Annotated in this window: 17 protein-coding genes; 9 read left to right on the forward strand and 8 right to left on the reverse strand. The window is 62.8% G+C overall.

Annotated elements, in window-relative coordinates:
• The 8 genes from MHM88_RS15795 to MHM88_RS15830 form a co-directional block, all read left to right on the forward strand.
• On the forward strand, positions 1-774 hold a 774-nt coding region (locus MHM88_RS15795), incomplete at its 5' end, for a CheB methylesterase domain-containing protein (protein WP_239367379.1).
• 19 nt (positions 775-793) lie between these two features.
• Entirely contained in the window at positions 794-1,354 is a 561-nt protein-coding gene (locus tag MHM88_RS15800; RefSeq protein WP_239324350.1) for a chemotaxis protein CheD, read from the forward strand.
• A 368-nt stretch (positions 1,355-1,722) separates the two neighbouring features.
• Positions 1,723-2,448 carry a molybdate ABC transporter substrate-binding protein gene (modA, locus tag MHM88_RS15805; RefSeq protein WP_239367380.1) on the forward strand — a complete coding sequence of 242 codons (726 nt, stop codon included), beginning with the start codon at positions 1,723-1,725 and terminating at the stop codon, positions 2,446-2,448.
• A gap of 8 nt (positions 2,449-2,456) precedes the next feature.
• Positions 2,457-3,152 (forward strand): molybdate ABC transporter permease subunit, encoded by a 696-nt coding sequence (gene modB / locus MHM88_RS15810; protein WP_239324354.1) that lies wholly within the window; start codon positions 2,457-2,459, stop codon positions 3,150-3,152.
• Entirely contained in the window at positions 3,149-4,234 is a 1,086-nt protein-coding gene (gene modC, locus MHM88_RS15815; RefSeq protein WP_239367381.1) for a molybdenum ABC transporter ATP-binding protein, read from the forward strand. Before modB ends, modC begins: the two co-directional genes overlap by 4 nt.
• A gap of 118 nt (positions 4,235-4,352) precedes the next feature.
• Positions 4,353-5,033, forward strand: a complete 681-nt coding sequence (locus MHM88_RS15820; RefSeq protein ID WP_239367382.1) for an energy-coupling factor ABC transporter ATP-binding protein — start codon at positions 4,353-4,355, stop codon at positions 5,031-5,033.
• The gene (locus tag MHM88_RS15825; protein ID WP_239367383.1) at positions 5,026-5,616 is read left to right on the forward strand and encodes an energy-coupling factor transporter transmembrane protein EcfT; all 591 of its coding nucleotides are present in this window, start codon (positions 5,026-5,028) and stop codon (positions 5,614-5,616) included. Before MHM88_RS15820 ends, MHM88_RS15825 begins: the two co-directional genes overlap by 8 nt.
• A gap of 39 nt (positions 5,617-5,655) precedes the next feature.
• A complete protein-coding gene (locus MHM88_RS15830) occupies positions 5,656-6,189 on the forward strand; it encodes a biotin transporter BioY (protein ID WP_239367384.1) in 534 nt (177 codons plus the stop codon).
• Between the two features lie 154 nt (positions 6,190-6,343).
• Here MHM88_RS15830 and MHM88_RS15835 read toward each other — a convergent pair whose 3' ends face one another.
• From MHM88_RS15835 to MHM88_RS15860, 6 genes are all read right to left on the reverse strand, one after another.
• On the reverse strand, positions 6,344-7,351 hold the full coding sequence (locus MHM88_RS15835) for an Ldh family oxidoreductase (RefSeq protein WP_239367386.1): 1,008 nt from the start codon (positions 7,349-7,351) through the stop codon (positions 6,344-6,346).
• 53 nt (positions 7,352-7,404) lie between these two features.
• Positions 7,405-8,055, reverse strand: a complete 651-nt coding sequence (locus MHM88_RS15840) for a DUF3726 domain-containing protein (protein ID WP_239367388.1) — start codon at positions 8,053-8,055, stop codon at positions 7,405-7,407.
• On the reverse strand, positions 8,052-9,743 hold the full coding sequence (locus tag MHM88_RS15845; RefSeq protein ID WP_239367390.1) for a hypothetical protein: 1,692 nt from the start codon (positions 9,741-9,743) through the stop codon (positions 8,052-8,054). The genes MHM88_RS15840 and MHM88_RS15845 overlap by 4 nt, the downstream gene beginning before the upstream one ends.
• A gap of 107 nt (positions 9,744-9,850) precedes the next feature.
• Positions 9,851-11,395: a BCCT family transporter gene (locus tag MHM88_RS15850; RefSeq protein ID WP_239367392.1), complete on the reverse strand. Its 1,545-nt coding sequence runs from the start codon at positions 11,393-11,395 to the stop codon at positions 9,851-9,853.
• A 64-nt stretch (positions 11,396-11,459) separates the two neighbouring features.
• On the reverse strand, positions 11,460-12,440 hold the full coding sequence (locus tag MHM88_RS15855; protein WP_239367394.1) for a membrane dipeptidase: 981 nt from the start codon (positions 12,438-12,440) through the stop codon (positions 11,460-11,462).
• Entirely contained in the window at positions 12,440-13,888 is a 1,449-nt protein-coding gene (locus tag MHM88_RS15860; RefSeq protein ID WP_239367396.1) for an aldehyde dehydrogenase family protein, read from the reverse strand. The genes MHM88_RS15855 and MHM88_RS15860 overlap by 1 nt, the downstream gene beginning before the upstream one ends.
• 116 nt (positions 13,889-14,004) lie before the next feature.
• Between MHM88_RS15860 and MHM88_RS15865 the strand changes: the two genes are divergently transcribed.
• On the forward strand, positions 14,005-14,943 hold the full coding sequence (locus MHM88_RS15865) for a LysR family transcriptional regulator (protein ID WP_239367398.1): 939 nt from the start codon (positions 14,005-14,007) through the stop codon (positions 14,941-14,943).
• A 158-nt stretch (positions 14,944-15,101) separates the two neighbouring features.
• On the opposite strand, the gene MHM88_RS15870 is transcribed toward MHM88_RS15865, so the two are convergent.
• Both MHM88_RS15870 and MHM88_RS15875 read right to left on the reverse strand, forming a co-directional pair.
• The gene (locus MHM88_RS15870; protein WP_239367400.1) at positions 15,102-15,977 is read right to left on the reverse strand and encodes a 2-oxo acid dehydrogenase subunit E2; all 876 of its coding nucleotides are present in this window, start codon (positions 15,975-15,977) and stop codon (positions 15,102-15,104) included.
• 9 nt (positions 15,978-15,986) lie between these two features.
• Positions 15,987-17,417, reverse strand: a complete 1,431-nt coding sequence (locus MHM88_RS15875; RefSeq protein ID WP_239367402.1) for an NAD-dependent succinate-semialdehyde dehydrogenase — start codon at positions 17,415-17,417, stop codon at positions 15,987-15,989.
• Between the last annotated feature and the right edge of the window lie 4 nt (positions 17,418-17,421).

Raw genomic sequence — 17,421 nt, forward strand, 5'->3', positions numbered from 1 at the left:
GTGCGGTGGGTGTCGGTCATGGATGACGCCAACTCGACGCCGGCGCGGCGTTCTTCCCCGCTCTTGAATGTCGGGGCGGGTATTTTCGAACTGACAAAATCCGATAGCCCGCGACAGTTCGTCCAGTACTTTGACATGATGATCAAGGCGCCGCGACGCAACGCGCCACCTGCAGCCACGGCACAGGCCAGCAGCGGTCGAGAGGACTTTAAGAAGATTATTCTGATTGGGTCGTCGACAGGCGGGGTCGAGGCGTTGCGCAATGTGCTGGTCGGGTTTCCGATTCAATGTCCGCCGACATTGATCGTCCAGCATACAGGCAAGAGCTTCGGTAGTGGCCTGGTGTCTCTCCTTGACCGCATTTGCCCCGCTAAAGTCGTGGCTGCCGAGGATAACATGACGCTGCAAACGGGCCGTGTCTACATTGCGGCCGGGCAGCCGCGTCACATGGGGATCACCCCACGCAAACCGCATCGGATCAGGATGAAGGAGGGGCCGAATATTTCTGGCCACACACCGTCTGTTGACGCACTTTTTTCGTCCGCAGTGCCCTGTGCCAAAGATGTTGTTGCCGCAATTTTAACCGGTATGGGGCAGGATGGGGCCAAGGGCATGCTGGAGTTGCGCAAAGCAGGTGCAACAACCGTTGCTCAGGATGAAAAGACCGCGGTGGTCTACGGTATGCCCAGGGTTGCTTGGGAAATCGGCGCCGCCCAAAAACAAGTGCCTTTGGCCCGAATGGCCGGAGCAATTCTGCAAGCCTGCAAGACCTAAGATCTGGAAGGAAGCCGCTTTGTCGACTGTTTTTCAAAATACGAACACTGTCACCGTCTTACAAGGTGACTACAAGGTCACAACGGATTCTAAGGTCGTGTTCTCGACCGTTCTGGGCTCCTGTATTGCGGCGTGTATCTATGACGATCAGAACGGGGTCGGCGGCATGAATCACTTCTTGCTGGCGTCCTCCTCCGGTGCCGGCGGGGTCAGTGCCCGCTATGGGGTGCACGCGATGGAACTTCTGATTAACGGGGTTATGAAGAAGGGCGCCTTGCGCAGCAACCTGAAAGCAAAGGTTTTTGGCGGAGCGAAGATGTCGGCCAACCTGTCCGACATCGGGGCGAACAATGCCGATTTTGTACAGCGTTTCCTGCGTGATGAAGGGATTCCGGTGGTGTCCTCCTCGGTTGGCGGTACCTCCGCCCGGCGCGTCCGCTTTCACGCATGTTCAGGGGCAGCACAGCAAACCCATGTCGCGGATGACCGTCGCTTGGGTGAAGAAGAACAGGCAGCGGTCGCTCGGACCCGCGTTCCGGCGCGCAAACCGGCAGCTGTCGACAACGTCACGCTGTTCTGATCCCGATCTTGCGCGGGCGCAAGGGCGGTTCGCGGCCAGCAGATCCCGGACCGTTTGGCCGGGGATCGGTCGACGACAGGTGCTCCCCAATGCCTTCGAACAGAACCTCCTTCCGCGTCAGCGCTGGGACGATCTCTGCCTTTCGGTCGCGAAACCTCGGCTCGGGTCAAGAGGTCCGGATCAGAACGGTTTGCAGTATCGGCCAGATCTCGAGGGTCTGAATCTGTTCCGTTTCGAAAAACCTCCACACTGAGCCTTGTATCCGAGCGGAGCCTGACCCTAGTTTGATTGGGCAGCACCAATGGCGCCCGGAATCAATGTACAACACGTTTGGAAACGCACTTCGGAGGTTGGCGGTCAGGCTGGGAATGGTCTGCGCCCTGCTGGTTCCCTCCTATTTGCACGCTGAACCCCTGCGTATCTTTGCGGCCGCCAGCCTCAAGTCCGCCTTGGATCAGGTTGTCGCTCTCTATGCAGAGGACACGGGCCAGGCCGTAACGGTTTCCTACGGAGGCTCTTCGGTCATCGCGCGACAGATTCAGCAGGGCGCGCCGGCAGATATATTCTTCTCGGCCAATTTGGCCTGGATGGATTTGCTGTCGCAAGAAGGCCTGATTGCCCCTGACACACAGGCAAATCTGCTGGGGAACACATTGGTGGTGATTGCGGCCCCGGGAGAGACGGAACTGGAGCGTTTGCAGGATTTACGGCGTGAACTACGCGGGCGGCGGCTGTCCATGGCTCAGATTGATGCTGTGCCAGCGGGGATCTATGGGGCAAACGCGCTCCGGTCGGCGGGGATATGGGAAGAGGTTTCGACCCGTGTGGCCCAATCCGCCAATGTCCGCGCAGCGCTTGCCCTGGTTGCGGCAGAGGCGGTGCCATATGGGATTGTTTACCGCACGGATGCCTTCGCGGAACCGCGTGTCACGGTGGCTTACTCCATCCCGCCAGAGCTTCATGCACCGATCATCTACCCGGTGGCGGCAGTGCGGCAGTCTGAGGCGTCGAGCGCCTTTCTGGATCATCTCACGTCCAAATCGGCGATCGCCTTGTTCGCCAAACAGGGGTTTGTCCCTCTGATTGGTGAGTGATGGCAAATATGCTGACATCATTTGGGCCGGAAGAGTGGAACGCGGTGCGCCTGTCCGTCAAAGTGGCGCTCTGGGCAACGCTGGTGAGTCTGCCGTTCGGCGTGGCAACGGCTTATGTGCTGGCGCGCTTCCGGTTTCCGGGAAAGCAATTGCTCAACGGCCTGGTGCACTTGCCGTTGATCATGCCACCTGTGGTAACTGGCTACCTGCTGTTGCTGGGGTTTGGTCCGACGGGTCCATTCGGACGGGTGTTGGAGCCGCTTGGCATGGGGGTTGCCTTTCGCTGGACTGGCGCTTCCCTGGCTGCCGGTATCATGGGCTTTCCGCTTATGGTCAGGTCCTTGCGCCTCTCCTTCGAGTTGGTAGATCCCGGGCTGGAGCGCGCAGCCGCCACCTTGGGGGCATCCGCGCCGTGGATCTTTCTCACCGTGACCCTGCCGCTGGCGTTCCCCGGTCTGATTGCCGGCGCAATCCTGGCCTTTGCCAAGGCAATGGGTGAGTTTGGTGCGACCATCACGTTCGTGGCCAATATCCCGGGTGAAACCCAGACATTGCCCTCCGCCATCTATGCTTTCTTGCAAGTGCCGGGCGGGGAGGGCGCCGCCATACGACTGGTCGTGGTCTCGATACTGATTTCATTTCTCGCATTGCTGCTCTCAGAGCTCCTTGGGCGCAGGCTCCGGAAGACGGGCACACCCTCATGAGTTTTGAAATTGATATTGCGCTACGCCAAGGGGCGTTTCAGCTGGAGGCAGCGTTTTCCGCGCCGCAGGGCCTGACTGCATTGTTTGGGCGCTCGGGCTCTGGCAAGACGACGATCGTGAATGCCGTTGCCGGTCTGATCCGTCCGGAGCGTGGCCATATTCGTGTCGGTGATCGCGTATTGTACGATGCTTCCCGGGGGGTCGCGCTTGCCACCCGGCGGCGGCGGATCGGCTACATCTTTCAGGATGCGCGGCTGTTTCCGCACCTGTCGGTGCGCCGAAACCTCTATTACGGATACCGTCTTCTTCCCCTTCGTCGGCGTCCCGCGGAGCCGGCCCATATCGTCGACATTCTCGGGCTTGAGGCGTTGCTCGACCGATTTCCAGCGCAGCTCTCCGGAGGAGAGAAGCAGCGGGTGGCAATCGGACGGGCCTTGCTCGCGGCACCTGAGCTGTTATTGGCAGACGAGCCGCTGACGGGACTGGACACACCGCGGAAGCTGGAAATTCTGCCCTATTTCGAGCGCATTCGGGATGAGCTGAAGATCCCGGTTTTATACGTCAGCCATTCCTCGGCCGAAGTCGCGCGACTGGCCACAACCGTTGTTGTACTGGATGGCGGACGGGTCGTTCAGATCGGGCCACCAAGAGATGTATTGTCCGATCCAAGCGTAGTGCCAACTGGTGTTCGCAATGTCGGCTCAATCCTGCATGCGCGTTTGGTGCGCCACCATGCCGACGGGCTGAGTGAATTGGATGCCGCCGGGATTCCAATTCTGGTGCCCCGTGTTGCCGCCGCCTCCGGGGCGTCATTGCGGTTAAGGATCTCTGCCCATGAGGTCATTCTGGCAGACCGGTATCCCGAAGGGATGTCGGCGCTGAACATATTGCCCGGGACTGTGGTGGCTATCCGGTCAGGGGAGGGGCCTGGCGCATTGGTGACCCTTGACACTCAGGCCGGCCCCTTGCTGGCACGTGTCACGCAACGGTCGGTGGCGGCGTTACAATTGGCGCCGGGACGGCAGGCATTTGCAATCGTGAAATCCGTAGCCATTGCCCCGGAGGACATCGGGTCAGGCTAGAGTGAGCCGCAATTTTGATATTATAGATAATATATTCTTTTCATTCTTCGGCAGATCCGCTATGGGCTGAACGGCAGCGGAGACGCCAACGGCCAAGAGACGATCAGGGCGCGCAAGAATGATTGAAGTTCAAAATGTCAGTCTGACACTTGATAACAGCCCCGTTCTCAGGGACGTCAGCCTGACTCTCTCAGAGCGCCGGATTGCCATTCTGGGCAGCAATGGAAGCGGCAAAAGCACCTTTGCCCGGCTCCTGAACGGATTGCGTCTGCCCACAGAGGGCCGGGTTCTGGTCGATGGTCTCGATACAGCGAAACACGGCCGTGACATTCGTAAGAAGGTCGGGTTTGTATTTCAAAATCCTGATAACCAGATCGTTTTTCCGATTGTCGAGGAGGACGTTGCTTTTGGTCTGAAGAACCTCGGCCTGCCCGCGCAAGACCGGGCGCGATTGGCCGAAGAGGTCCTTGGCAGATACGGGCTGCTATCCCGCCGGGGGCAGTCCTCGCATGTCCTGAGCGGGGGGCAAAAGCAGCTTCTGGCAATTGCCGGCGTCCTGGTGATGGACCCGGAGTATGTGGTTTTGGACGAGCCCACCACATTGCTGGACCTTCGCAACAAGTTAAAAATCGCCAATGCGATCGAGGCTTTGGAGCAGACGGCGATTGTCGTCACTCACGATCTGGATCTGGTGTCCCAATTTGATCGGGCGATCGTCTTTGAGGAGGGGCGGGTATTGGTGGATGACCAACCTGACCGGGCCACCGTTCGATATATAAAGGCAATGCAGGATGCTTGATCTGTATGTTGAACGCGACTCTCCGCTTCACGCGCTTGCACCGGGCTGGAAAATTCTCGCGCTTGCCATTGCCGGGTCTGTACTGTTCGCCATCGATCATTTCGCGCTCTCGTTGGGCGCCCTTTGCGGTACGCTTGTTCTCTACAGTGTCGCGCGGTTGCCGGTTGTCATGGCCTGGCAGCAGGTCCGTCCGGCGTGGTGGATCTTTGGGTTGATCTTTGTTGCCCAGCTGGTTTTCAACAGCTGGCTCTTCGGCCTCTTTGTGATCCTGCGCTTTGCGGTGTTGTTGATGCTGGCTGGGCTGCTGACGCTGACAACGAAATCCAGCGATATGATCGACGGGATCGAGGCCGGACTGACACCGCTGCGTCGCTTTGGATTTCGTACCGAGGGTATCAGCCTGGCGATCTCGCTGACCCTGCGTTTCATTCCCGTGCTGACGCAGGTGGTACAAGAGGTACGCGAAGCTCAGAAAACCCGGGGGTTGGAGCGCAATCCCTTCGCCATCGCCATTCCCTCGATCGTGCGGACCATCAAGATTTCGGAAGAAATCTCGGATGCTATCGACGCCCGCGGGTTTTGAACGCCACCCTATCTAACGACCACACAAGGACTCCTCCCCATGAATACGAAGGATATCGTTCTCATCGCGCTGTTTGCTGCCCTGATGGCGGCGCTTGGCGTGATCCCACAGATTACGCTGCCGCTTGGCGTGCCGATCACCGCTCAGTCCATGGGCGTGATGCTGGCGGGCGCGTTGCTGGGGGCCAAACGTGGCGGTCTGGCCATTGCGCTGTTTCTCGGGCTTGTCGCGCTTGGGCTGCCGCTGTTGGCCGGCGGGCGTGGCGGCGCGGGGGTGTTCTTCGGTGCCTCTGGCGGCTTCCTGATCGGGTTCGTCGTGGGGGCATTTGTGATCGGCTTGCTCTTTGATCGCCACAAGACCCAACCAGCGTTCCTGCTTTCTCTCATTTACATCCTGATCGGTGGCATCGGAGTTGTGTACCTGTTTGGCGTGCCATGGCTGGCTCAAATCGCCGAACTGTCGCTGGGGCAGGCGCTTGTTGGATCTGCGGCCTTCCTGCCTGGTGACTGCGTCAAAGCTGTCCTGACTGCTTTGATTGCCCGAGAGGTCCGCAAGGCTATTCCGACACTGTGATCCGCTGCGGGTTCAAATCTCGGTATGTCACCGAACCAATATAACATAATCAACATTACGGGGGTGTTTTTAGCACCCCCGTTTTTCGTTGTTCCGTCGGAGCATGGTCCTTGGTGGATCGCGCCTGGTGGCAGTGCGCGCTTGACGCGCGAAGTCAGGTCAACCCGCGCACGGTTTCAAGCAGGGCCGCATTGACGTCCACTCCCCGCTCTGCGGCGCGCTGTCGATGGGACTTGCGGCCGTCGCCGGGAAGCCGTGCGCCCTCCTGCGCGTGGATGGAGTCGACAAGACTGCGCATTTTGTCGGCAAAAGCGCCGCCGGAGCTTGCCTGTGGATCAATGGCGATGAACATCTGTCCAGTGCGCGGCGGGCCGCCTGCGGTGCCGGAAAAAGGGCTGGCTTGGGTGCCGAGGTTGGCTCCGGTCATTGCGGCCGCCATCAGCTCCACTGTCAGGGCGATCCCGACGCCCTTGTAGCCGCCCGAAGGCACCATGGACCCCTTTAGCCCGGCCTCCGGATCGGTGGTCGGCTGGCCGTCGGCGTCCAGCACCCAGCCCTCGGGCACCGGTCGGCCTTCGCGGGCGTGTTTCATGACTTCGCTCTTGGCGATGGTGCTGGCGGATTGGTCGATGAGCACCGCGACGGAGCCATCTGCATCGGGGGCGGCGATGGAGAACGGGTTGGTGCCCACCACCGGCCGCGCCCCACCGGAGGGGGCGATCGAGGCGGGGGCATTGGTGAACCCGATCCCCAATAGGCCAGCCTCTGCCAGACGCCGGGTGTGCACGCCAAGGACGCCGCAATTGTAAGAATTGTTCACCGCCAGCACCGCCACGCCCAACTCGCGGGCCAGTGGCACCAGCTGTTCAAATCCAAGATCGATTGCCGAATGGGCAAACCCAGTGGCGGCATCGACGCAGATCACTGCCGGGCGCGGGTGTGACAGTCGCGGCGTTGCCGTGCCGTCGACCTTGCCGCAGCCGACGTGCTGGGCGTAGATCGGGATATAGGCAAGCCCATGGGAGGCGACACCATCGGCCTCGGTCATCGCGGTCGCAACGGCCAGCGGGCGAGCGTTTTCCTCGGATGTGCCGGCCTTGACCAGGGCGCGAAAGGCAAGGTCTTCGATCTCGCTCAGGGACAGGGTTTCAGTTGCGGTCATATGCAGGTCTTTCTGTTGGGGGCTCGTATGGGTCATCGGGTCAGGGCCAAATGTCAGTCGTTGTCGCTAAGCCCGGCGCCGGCACCGCGCAGCCGGCTGTCGTCGGTGGCGGGGGCAAAGGTGCGGTGGGCGAAGGTCGAAAGTCGCTGCCAGCTTTCGACCGACACATCGGCGCGCAGCACCGGTTCGCGGCGTCCGGTCATCCTGGCAGGGGCGGTAAAGACCATCTGATCCGCCATTCTGGCCCGCAACACCGTCGTATCGCCCTGCACGCAGAGCTGGCGTCCATCGGTGGCCAGCCGTGCCCCGGCCCATTCCGTCGCCACCGGATGACCCAGGCGTTGCGCCGCGCCGCCCATGAAGGGCACCGACAGAAGCGGGAAGCAGATGTTCTCCATCGCGATGGTGCCGCGCTCCATCAACCGCATCGCGCAGTCACTGAGCGATGCACCGGCGATCAGCGGGCTCATGCGCCGCGCGGGGGCATGCCAGACGGGCGCGCGAAGGGACACGGGCGAGACGTCGATGGGCGGGATGCGGTCGTTCATTTCCAACAGATCCGCCAGCAGGTCGGTGCCGGGAAAGCCGAAGGCCGACAGCCAGCGGGTGCCCTTGGCCGCCTCTTCCGCAAGGCCCCACGACAGGCCGGCGCCCCGTGCGGCGCGTTTGCTCATGGCTTCGATTTCATTGAGGGAGTGGCTCATGCCTGGACCTCCGGCAAGGTGGGATACACCCAGAAATCTGCGGTCTCCGGTGACAGCTCGCTGGGAAGCGGGGCGTTGCCATACATGCAGATGCGCACCCAGCGGTCGGAGCGCGGATCGAATTTGGTCGCGCCGAAGAACGCCAGCTTGCAGCGCAGCATGTCGATGGGAAGCACCCGGTCGGAAATCGTGTTGTCGCGGATCTCGGCATAGGGCGCGCGGCCCACGATCTGGACCCGGCGCAAGACATGACGGTGCTCCGGATGGCGCAGGATGAATTCGGCCACTTGCGCCTCGTCCGGCCAGTGTTTCAGCGCCGCATGCAGCAGGGCGGCATCGCGACCGGGGGCAAGCGGCTGTTCGTATTCCTCGATCGGTTCCTCAAACCGTTCACCAAGACGCGGTTCAAGCTTTTCCTCGGACACGTACCAGGCGCGCGCCTTGTTGCCCGGCGCGGACCAGTCGGTGTCGATGGCCCATCTGTAGACCCGGTCCAGCAAGTTGCGCAGATCACCGATCGACATGGCGCCCGCGATGCGGAACGTGGCCGTGTTGTCGGCCGACATGGTGCCGGCCAGATCATCGACCAGTGTTCCGTAGGGTTCCAGCATCAGCGAGGCGATCCATTCCTGCCCTTCAAGGGACAAGGTGTCCTCGGCCCAGCGGTAGAGCGCATCCCATGGGGCGGGCGCCGACAGATCCGCCCGCTCCAGGTAGCCGCGCAGCTGGTCGATGTCGTCCCGCAGCGCCTGTAGCTTGTCCACCTGAACCGGGTGTTCGGAGTGCCAGCCGTCGACCAGCTGCGCTGCGCGGTCGAACAGGTCGCGAAACAGGGCAATGTCCCCGGGGCTGGCCTGATCGAGGCCGCGCACCCGGCTGAGGGCGGTTTCCCGTGCGGCGATCCAGTTATTGAACAACACCGGGTGGTTGAGCAGGAAGGGGGCCATGCCAAGCCCGGTGGAATTGCCGATCCCCATCGAGCGCGCCAGTTCGGGCGCGAGGGTCGCAGCGGTCTTGCCCGACCGCGCGGCGCGACAGTCCGCCATATGTTGCACAAGGTCGGTGACGAACCAGCGGGTCAGGTAAACCGAGAGCATTTCGGCCTGAAACGGCACCCGGAATTCGGGGCGGTCGGCGATCATCTCGCGATCTGCCGCGCCCAGCTTGCCGGAGCCGTAGACCGCGGTGGTGCGCATCAGGTAGCCGACGGCGTCGATCTGCGCCGCGTCGGGCTGTTGCCCGGCTGCCAGCGCGGTGACCACATGCTCCCACAGCCGCACCGAACGGTTGGCGCGAGAGACCGAAAGCTCGCTGCCGGTGACGCGGCCTGCTTCCTGCAGGGGGATATTCTGTGCCAGCCGGGCGATGTCCTCGGGCGTCGGGATACCGTCAAACAGGGTGAAGGTCGCGTCCCAGGCGTCGGCGATCACCCGGTCGGAGCGTTTTTCCGGCGGCAGATCATGGGCAAAGGCCACCAGCGAATAGGCGCGCTCCGGCGTGTGGGCGGTATAGACTGCGTGGCCTTCGCCGCTGGCATCGATCTCGAAGGCGGTCTGTTCGAACCGCCAGCCGTCGCGGGCCATGCGGCGGGTCAGGATCCGCATGAAGGACAGGCGGGACTGGTGGATGGAGCCGAGGCGCGCAAGACGCATTACCAGATCAGGATCGCGGGCGGGAACGTCGGTCATTCGGTGGGGCCTTGTGCAGGGGTCTGTGGTGGTGGGGTCCATGTGTCGTGGTCAGGCCGGGTCTGGCCGGTTGGGGCCCGGGCACAAGGGTGCGCCCGGGAGAAGGCTCAGCTGTCCTTGCCTTTAGCTAGGGTGATGCGCAGCGCATCCCAGAGCGAGGGCAGCAGCAGCAGCGAGACCGGCACCGCTGTCACCACGATGAAGCTCTGCAATTTGGAGACGCCGCCAGCGCCGACGGAAATCAGGATCACCGCCATCAGGCCCATGGCAATGCCCCAGAACACCCGGATGGCCGCGGGGGGCGTGTCATCGTGGCTCATGGTGGCGGAAATCACGTAGCTCATGGAATCGCCGGTGGTGGCTACAAAGATCGTGGTCAGGATCAGAAACAGGATCGAAACCACAAAGCCCATCGGCAGGTTGGTGGTGATCGCCAGCAGCGCGGCGGGCAGGTTGAACCCTTCGAAGGCGGCGGAGATGGTGCCCGGTTCCGCCAGTTCCATCGCGATGCCGGTGCCGCCGACGATGGTGAACCAGAAATTGGTCACGATCGGTGCAATCACCGAGAGCATGAGGATGATCGACCGGATCGACCGGCCCCGGGACACCCGGGCGATGAACATCGCCATCAGCGGCCCGTAGCCCATGAACCAGCCCCAGAAGAACACCGTCCACCAGCCGAGCCAGCCGGGATCGCCGAACAGGCCAGCCTCGCCGCGGAACAGGGCCATCTGGAAGAAATTGCCGACATAGGTGCCAAACCCCGAAAAGAACGAGCCGAAGATGAACGTGGTCGGCCCCGCCACCAGCACGAACAGCAGCAACAGCGCGGCCAGCACCACGTTGATCTTTGACAAGACCTGGATGCCGCGGGACAGACCGGTCATGGCAGAGATCGTATAGATCGCCACCAGCCCCGCAATCACGGCAAACTGGGTGGCAAACACATCGGGCAGACCGAACAGTGCTGCCAGACCATAGCTGACTTGCAGGCCCAGGAACCCGATCGGCCCGACGGTGCCCGCAACCACCGCAATGATCGAACAGGCATCGGCGATCAGCCCGATGGGACCGTGGATCGCCTTGTCGCCGAACACCGGATAGAGCAGCGTGCGCGGCGCCAGCGGCAGGCCCTTTTCATAGTGGTAATGCATCAGCATCACCGTGGTCAGCGAGCCGAGGATGGCCCAGGCGAGAAACCCCCAATGCATGAAGCTCTGCGCGATGGCCGGGTTGACGGCGGCCGCGGTCGCACCTTCGGCACCAAAGAGCGGCGGTGAATAGAGGAAATGCGCGATCGGCTCCCCCGCCGCCCAGAAGACGCCCCCGCCCGCAAGCAGGGTGCACATGATCATCGACCCCCACTGGAAGGTGGTGAATTCCGGTGCCGCAAGCCCGCCCATGATCGCCCGCCCGCCGGGCAGAATGCACAGCACCAGCCCGATCAGGAAGGTCGCCAGCAGCAGCACCTGCCAATACAGACCAAAGTAGGTGGCCGCGATGTTGAACCCCCAGTCGACCGCTGCCGAGAGCGCGTCGAGATTGATCAGCGCCGCCAGGCAGAACAGCGCGATAAAGCCGCCGGAGATCAGGAACAGCGGCACGTTCACGCGGCTGTCCTTCTTGATTTCGTCTTGTGTTGCGTCGGACATAAGTCCCTCCCGTTGTCCGCCCGCGCTGCGTTTGCCGCGCCGGCAAGTTGTCCGCTTCGACCGGTTATGTTGTTGCTTTGGGGCCGAAATTTTCAGAAAAGAAACGATACCAGTTGCCGCCCATGATGCCGGCCACCTCGACCTCGCTCAGGCCGGTGGCGCGCAGGCCGCGCTCGATATTGGAAAAGTCGCGGTTGTCGCGGAACCATTCGGGCATGGCGGGGAAACCGGGCGCGGATTTTGACCCCTCGCCATAGTCGATCTCCTTGGTCCAGCGGCCCACGCGCATCCATTCCACCACGCTGTCGGGCTGGTCCTGGCACAGGTCGGTGCCGATCCCGAGATGCGCCGGGCCGAACCGTTCGGCGGTGCGGGCCACCATGTCGCAGAAGTCCTGCAAGCTGCATTCCGATTTGCCCTTCAGGTGATGCGGGTAGACCGAAAAGCCGAACATGCCGCCGTTTTCCGTCACCGCACGGATGACGTCGTCGCGCTTGTTGCGCAGGGCCGGGGACCAGGCGTGCGGGTTGGCGTGGGTGATCGCGATGGGCCGGTCGGAATGGTCTGCCGCCGCGATGGTGGAGCGATCGCCGGAATGGCTCATGTCCACCACCAGGCCGACCCGGTTCATCTCGCGCACCACCTGCTTGCCCATGCGGGTCAGCCCGGTGTCCTCGTCCTCGTAACAGCCCGAGGCCAGCAGCGACTGGTTGTTGTAGGTCAGCTGCATGAAGCGAGCGCCCAGGGTGTGCACGATCTCCACGAGGCCGATGTCATCCTCGATCGGACTGGGGTTCTGAAACCCGAAAAACACGGCCGTGCGCCCGGTGGCGCGGGCGGTGTCGATATCGGCGGCTGATTGCCCCTTGAGGATCAGATCCGGAAATTGCTCGAACCAGCGGTTCCATTTCTCGAAGTTGAGCACCGTTTCGCGGAAATTCTCGTGGTAGGCGATGGTGACATGGACCGCGTCCACGCCACCCTCGCGCAGCTGCCGAAAGATCTTTTCCGACCAGTTGGCATATTGCAGGCCGTCGATCCGCATCACACCGGTCCGGCGCTGATGTAGGCGGTCTTGACCGTGGTATAGAACTCCGCCGCAGCCTTGCCCTGTTCGCGCGGTCCGTAAGAGCTGTCACCGCGCCCACCGAAGGGCACGTGGTAGTCGGTGCCCGCCGTCGGCAGGTTCACGGTCACCACGCCGGTGCGCGCGTTGCGGCGGAAATGGGTGGCGCGGGCAAGCGAGGTGGTCACGATGCCGGAGGTCAGGCCGAAGTTGGTGTCGTTCACCACCGACAGCGCCTCGTCATAGCTGGCAACCTTGATGACCGAGGTCAGCGGCGCGAACATCTCTTCGCGGTTGATGCGCATCTGGTTGGTGGTGTTCAGGAACACGCCGGGCGACATGTAGAAGCCCTCGGTGGCCATCTCCAACCGCTGGCCGCCGCAGGCCAGCTCCGCGCCCTCGGAGCGGCCCAGATCCACATAGGCGAGGTTTTCGGCCAGTTGCTGGGCGCTGACCACCGGGCCCATCTGGGTGCCGGCCTCCAGCGCATGGCCGACCGTCATCGCTTGGGTGCCGGCCACCAGTTCCTCGACAAAGGCATCATGCACGGCCTCATGCACCACCAGGCGCGAGGACGCGGTGCATTTCTGACCGGTGCCGCCGAACGCGCCGCCAAGGGCCAGCGTCACCGCCAGGTCCAGATCGGCGTCGTCCATCACCGCCAGCGCGTTCTTGGAGCCCATCTCCATCTGCACCTTGGTCAGGTTCTGGATTGCCGCGGCCGCGATGCCCTTGCCCACCGGCACCGAACCGGTAAAGGAAATCGCGTCGATCTGCGGGCTTTCGACAAGCCGCTGGCCGATGCTGCGGCCAGCGCCCATGACGAGGCTGAACAGCCCCCGGGGAATATCCTGGCGCGCGATGATCTCGGTCAGGGCCACGGCAGACGCCGGGGTCACATTGGCCGGTTTCCACACCACGGCATTGCCGTAGCACAGCGCCGGCGCGATCTTCCACGCGGCGGTGGCGGTGGGGAAATTCCACGGGCTGATGATCGCCACGGTGCCGACGGGTTCGCGGCGCACGTCGATTTCCACACCAGCACGAACGGAGTCGGCATTCTCGCCCAGCTGGCGCAGGCATTCGGCGGCGTAGTAGGTAAAGAACTGACCGGCGCGATAGATCTCGCCCCTGCCCTCGGCCAGCGGTTTGCCTTCTTCGCGCGACAGCAGCGTGCCGAGTTCTTCGGCCCGGGTCATCAGCTCGGTGCCGATCGCCATCAGCACCGCCTGTTTGCGTTCCATCCCGTAGGCGGCCCATTCCTGTTGCGCGCTGCGCGACTGCGTCAGTGTCGCGTCCAGTTGATCGCCGCTTGCCTGGGCAAACAGCCCCACCAGATCGGAGAGGTCGGAGGGGTTGCGGTTCTCGATCTCGCCTTCGCCGGCCTGCCATTCGCCTGCAATCAGGTTCTTTTGAATCTCTGTCATGGGTGTCTTGCCTCGTCAGGAGTCCGTTTTCCCCGGTATGGACTCGCTGATTTCATTCAGGCAAACTTAAAGTTCTTAAGCAAATTTCAGATTTGCTGAAATACAGGAGCAACAGCATGCTCAAGATCGAGACTTTGCGCGCCTATGTGACCGTGGCCCGCAGCGGCAACCTGAGCGACGCGGCAGAGGTGCTGGGCCGAACCCCCTCGGCCCTGTCGATGATGCTGAAACAGCTGGAGGCGCATCTGGGCGAACCGCTGTTCGAGACGGATCGGAAGAACCGGCTGACGGCCCTGGGCGCTTTTGTGCTGGAGCAGGCGGAGCAGGAGGTTCAGCATTTCGACACAACTGTGCGCGCCATCGAGGGATATGCCCGCGCCGTCTACGGGCGGGTACGGATCGCAACCGTACCCTCGGTTGCGGGCACCATCATTCCGCAGGTGTTTTCACGCTACATCAACGACTTCGGCGAAGTGGACATCGAGGTCCGCGACATGGACTCCAACTCCATCCGGCATGAGCTGTCGCGCAATCGTATCGACATTGGCATTGCCACCAAGGGCGAACATGACGCGGGGCTGCACAGCGAATTGCTGTTGTCGGACGAGTTTGGCGTGATCTGCGCGCCTGAGCATCCACTGGCGCAGCAGGAGGAACCGGTGAGCTGGGCAGAGCTGGCCGGGCATCGCCTGATAGCCAACAGCCTCTCTGCCGGGATCGAAGCCGCCGCGGCGCGGGACCTGCACGCGCAGGCGCTGCTGACGGCGCAGAACCTGACCTCGATCTTTGGCATGCTGCGCGCGAACATCGGGATTACATTGCTGCCGGAAATGGCCACATCGGCCGCCGCCGCAGGGGAGCTGGTGTTTCGTCCGCTGGCGGATGTGACGGCGCGGCGCGAAATTCACCTGCTGCGCAAGGCCGATTCGACTCTCTCGCCCGCGGCGCGCTTGCTGGAAGAGCGCATCAAGGAGACGGTGGCAAACTTGCAGGTCGGATCGGAGGCCGTGCTCGCTGCTGCGCGCCTGTCGGACGCGTCCCGAAAAATGCCGTGAAACATGCCCCGACCGCACATCGCGCAGCCGGGGCGCACCCAGGAACTCGTTACAAAACGCTGAGCCCGCCAAGGGCTTGCTCGATGGCGATCCTCCGCTGGCCACCTGGGTATGCGTCCTGAATGAGGTCAGCGTGCCTATCGGATCTCGTTGCCACCTCAGACCATCATCCGGCGTGGATCGCTCAATAGTCCTGCAAAATAGGACAGGAACCGCGCCGCATCCGCACCGTTGATGACCCGGTGATCGTAGCTCAGATCCAAGGGCACCATCGGCACCGGGCGCGGCGCGTCGCCGTCCCAGACGGTCACGGTTTCGGTGCGGGTGATGCCAAGGATCGCCAGCTCCGGCGGGTTCACAATCGGCGTAAAGCCAATGCCGCCGATGCCACCCAGATTGGAGATCGACATCGACGCGCCGCCCATCTCGTCCGGGCCGATCTTGCGGTTCTGCGCACGGCTGGCGAGATCACGGATCTCTGCCCCGATCTGCAACAGCCCCTTTTGGTCGGCGTCGCGGATCACCGGCACCATCAGCCCATGCGCGGTATCGACCGCGATGCCGATATGAACATAACCTTTCAGGATCAGGGTCTTGCCATCGGCACTCAGCGAGGCGTTGAAGCGGGGGAATTCCCGCAGCGCACGCGCCAGCGCCTTGACGTGAAACGCCAGCGCCGTGAGCTTGACGCCCTGCGCCTGTGTCTCCGCCTTGAGGTCTCGGCGCAGCGCCTCGATCGCGGTCATATCGGCGCGGTCGTGATGTGTGACCTGCGGAATCAGCGCATTGGCCGCCGCAAGATTGGCCGCCGCGATCTGGCCAAAGCGGCTCATGGGTTCCTGTGTGACCGGACCATAGGCGCTGTGATCGACCTCCCAATAAGAGGTGTCGCCTGCCGGGGCAGCAGTGGCGCCGCCCTCCAGATCCTCGCGCGCGATGGTCTGGCGACCGAGATCCGCAGCGAGTTTTTCAATATCCACGCCCTTTTTGCGCGCCAATGCGCGGACCGAAGGGGATGCAATGACGTCTGACATAAGCGCCCCCTACCAGCTGGCCGAAATATATTGGGTTTCCATAAATTCGAGCATCCCCTCATGCCCGCCTTCACGGCCCAGACCGGATTGTTTGACCCCACCAAAGGGAGCCGCCGGGTCGCTGACCAGCCCGCGATTGAGCCCCACCATGCCGTAGTCCAGCCGCTCGCAGACTTGCAGCGCGCGTTTCATGTCCTCGGAGAAGACATAGGCCACCAGACCATATTCGGTGTCATTGGCGCGCCGTATCACGTCGTCTTGGTCGGAGAATGTCTGGATCGCCGCCACCGGGCCAAAGATCTCGTCATGCACGCAGTCGGCGGTCTCCGGCACATTCGAGAGCACCGTGGGCGGGTAGAAGTACCCCGGCCCCTCGGGCTGGGTGCCGCCAATCTCGATCTTGGCACCCTTGGCCACCGCGTCGGCGACAAAGCTTGCCACCTTGTCGCGGGTGTCGGCGTTCACCAGCGGGCCGACATCGACGCTTGGGTCGGTGCCATCGCCGACCTTGAGCGCGCCCATGGCGGCCGAGAATCTTCGGGTGAATTCCTCGGCCACGGCCTCATGCACATAGATGCGGTTGGCGGCGGTGCAGGCCTCGCCCAGATTGCGCATCTTAGCAAGCATCGCACCCTCGACAGCCACATCCAGATCGGCATCGTCGAACACGATGAGGGGGGCATTGCCGCCCAGCTCCATTGCCGGTTTCAACACCTGATCGGCGGCAGAGTGCAGCAGTTTGCGCCCCACCCCGGTGGAGCCGGTAAAAGACACCACCCGCACGCGCGGATCATGCAGCATGTGATCGACCAGCGCGCCCGTGCGCATGGAGGGCAGTACATTCACCAGCCCCGGCGGCACGCCTGCCTCTTCGAGCAAGGGCATCAGCGCCAGCATCGTCAGCGGCGTCTCGGAGGCCGGCTTGATGATCACCGCACAGCCCGCCGCCAAAGCGGGCGCGATCTTGCGGGTGCCCATGGCGGCGGGGTAGTTCCAAGGCGTGACCAGAACCGCTAACCCCGCCGGTTTGTGCTGCACCATGATGCGCGCACCCGAGGCGGGCGCATGGGTGAGCATCCCATCAGCGCGCACGGCTTCCTCGGCAAACCAGCGGAAAAACTCTGCCGCATAGGTGGCCTCGCCCATGGCATCGGCGCGGGCCTTGCCGTTTTCCAGCGTGATGTACTGGGCAAATTCTTCCAGCCGGGCACTCATCAGCTCCCAGGCTTTGCGCAGCACCTCGGAGCGCTGGCGCGGGGTGCGCGCCGCCCAGTCCTGCATGGCGGCTTCAGCCGCGTCCAATGCGGCATCGGCATCGCTGATTTCGGCGGAGGCAACGGAGGCGATCACCTCTTCGGTGGCGGGGTTCACCACGTCAAACCGTGCCTTTTCCGCGCCGGGCACCCATGTGCCGTTTATATAAAGATCGATGAATTCCATGACA

The sequence above is a fragment of the Epibacterium sp. MM17-32 genome, assembly GCF_022348205.1.
GTDB lineage: Bacteria > Pseudomonadota > Alphaproteobacteria > Rhodobacterales > Rhodobacteraceae > Epibacterium.

Bases quoted from the DNA above. Each gene is read 5' to 3' on its own strand.
- modA (WP_239367380.1), top strand. From the start codon at position 1,723: ATGGTCTGCGCCCTGCTGGTTCCCTCCTATTTGCACGCTGAACCCCTG.
- modB (WP_239324354.1), top strand. From the start codon at position 2,457: ATGCTGACATCATTTGGGCCGGAAGAGTGGAACGCGGTGCGCCTGTCC.
- modC (WP_239367381.1), top strand. From the start codon at position 3,149: ATGAGTTTTGAAATTGATATTGCGCTACGCCAAGGGGCGTTTCAGCTG.
- MHM88_RS15820 (WP_239367382.1), top strand. From the start codon at position 4,353: ATGATTGAAGTTCAAAATGTCAGTCTGACACTTGATAACAGCCCCGTT.
- MHM88_RS15825 (WP_239367383.1), top strand. From the start codon at position 5,026: ATGCTTGATCTGTATGTTGAACGCGACTCTCCGCTTCACGCGCTTGCA.
- MHM88_RS15830 (WP_239367384.1), top strand. From the start codon at position 5,656: ATGAATACGAAGGATATCGTTCTCATCGCGCTGTTTGCTGCCCTGATG.
- MHM88_RS15835 (WP_239367386.1), bottom strand. From the start codon at position 7,351: ATGACCGCAACTGAAACCCTGTCCCTGAGCGAGATCGAAGACCTTGCC.
- MHM88_RS15840 (WP_239367388.1), bottom strand. From the start codon at position 8,055: ATGAGCCACTCCCTCAATGAAATCGAAGCCATGAGCAAACGCGCCGCA.
- MHM88_RS15845 (WP_239367390.1), bottom strand. From the start codon at position 9,743: ATGACCGACGTTCCCGCCCGCGATCCTGATCTGGTAATGCGTCTTGCG.
- MHM88_RS15850 (WP_239367392.1), bottom strand. From the start codon at position 11,395: ATGTCCGACGCAACACAAGACGAAATCAAGAAGGACAGCCGCGTGAAC.
- MHM88_RS15855 (WP_239367394.1), bottom strand. From the start codon at position 12,440: ATGCGGATCGACGGCCTGCAATATGCCAACTGGTCGGAAAAGATCTTT.
- MHM88_RS15860 (WP_239367396.1), bottom strand. From the start codon at position 13,888: ATGACAGAGATTCAAAAGAACCTGATTGCAGGCGAATGGCAGGCCGGC.
- MHM88_RS15865 (WP_239367398.1), top strand. From the start codon at position 14,005: ATGCTCAAGATCGAGACTTTGCGCGCCTATGTGACCGTGGCCCGCAGC.
- MHM88_RS15870 (WP_239367400.1), bottom strand. From the start codon at position 15,977: ATGTCAGACGTCATTGCATCCCCTTCGGTCCGCGCATTGGCGCGCAAA.
- MHM88_RS15875 (WP_239367402.1), bottom strand. From the start codon at position 17,417: ATGGAATTCATCGATCTTTATATAAACGGCACATGGGTGCCCGGCGCG.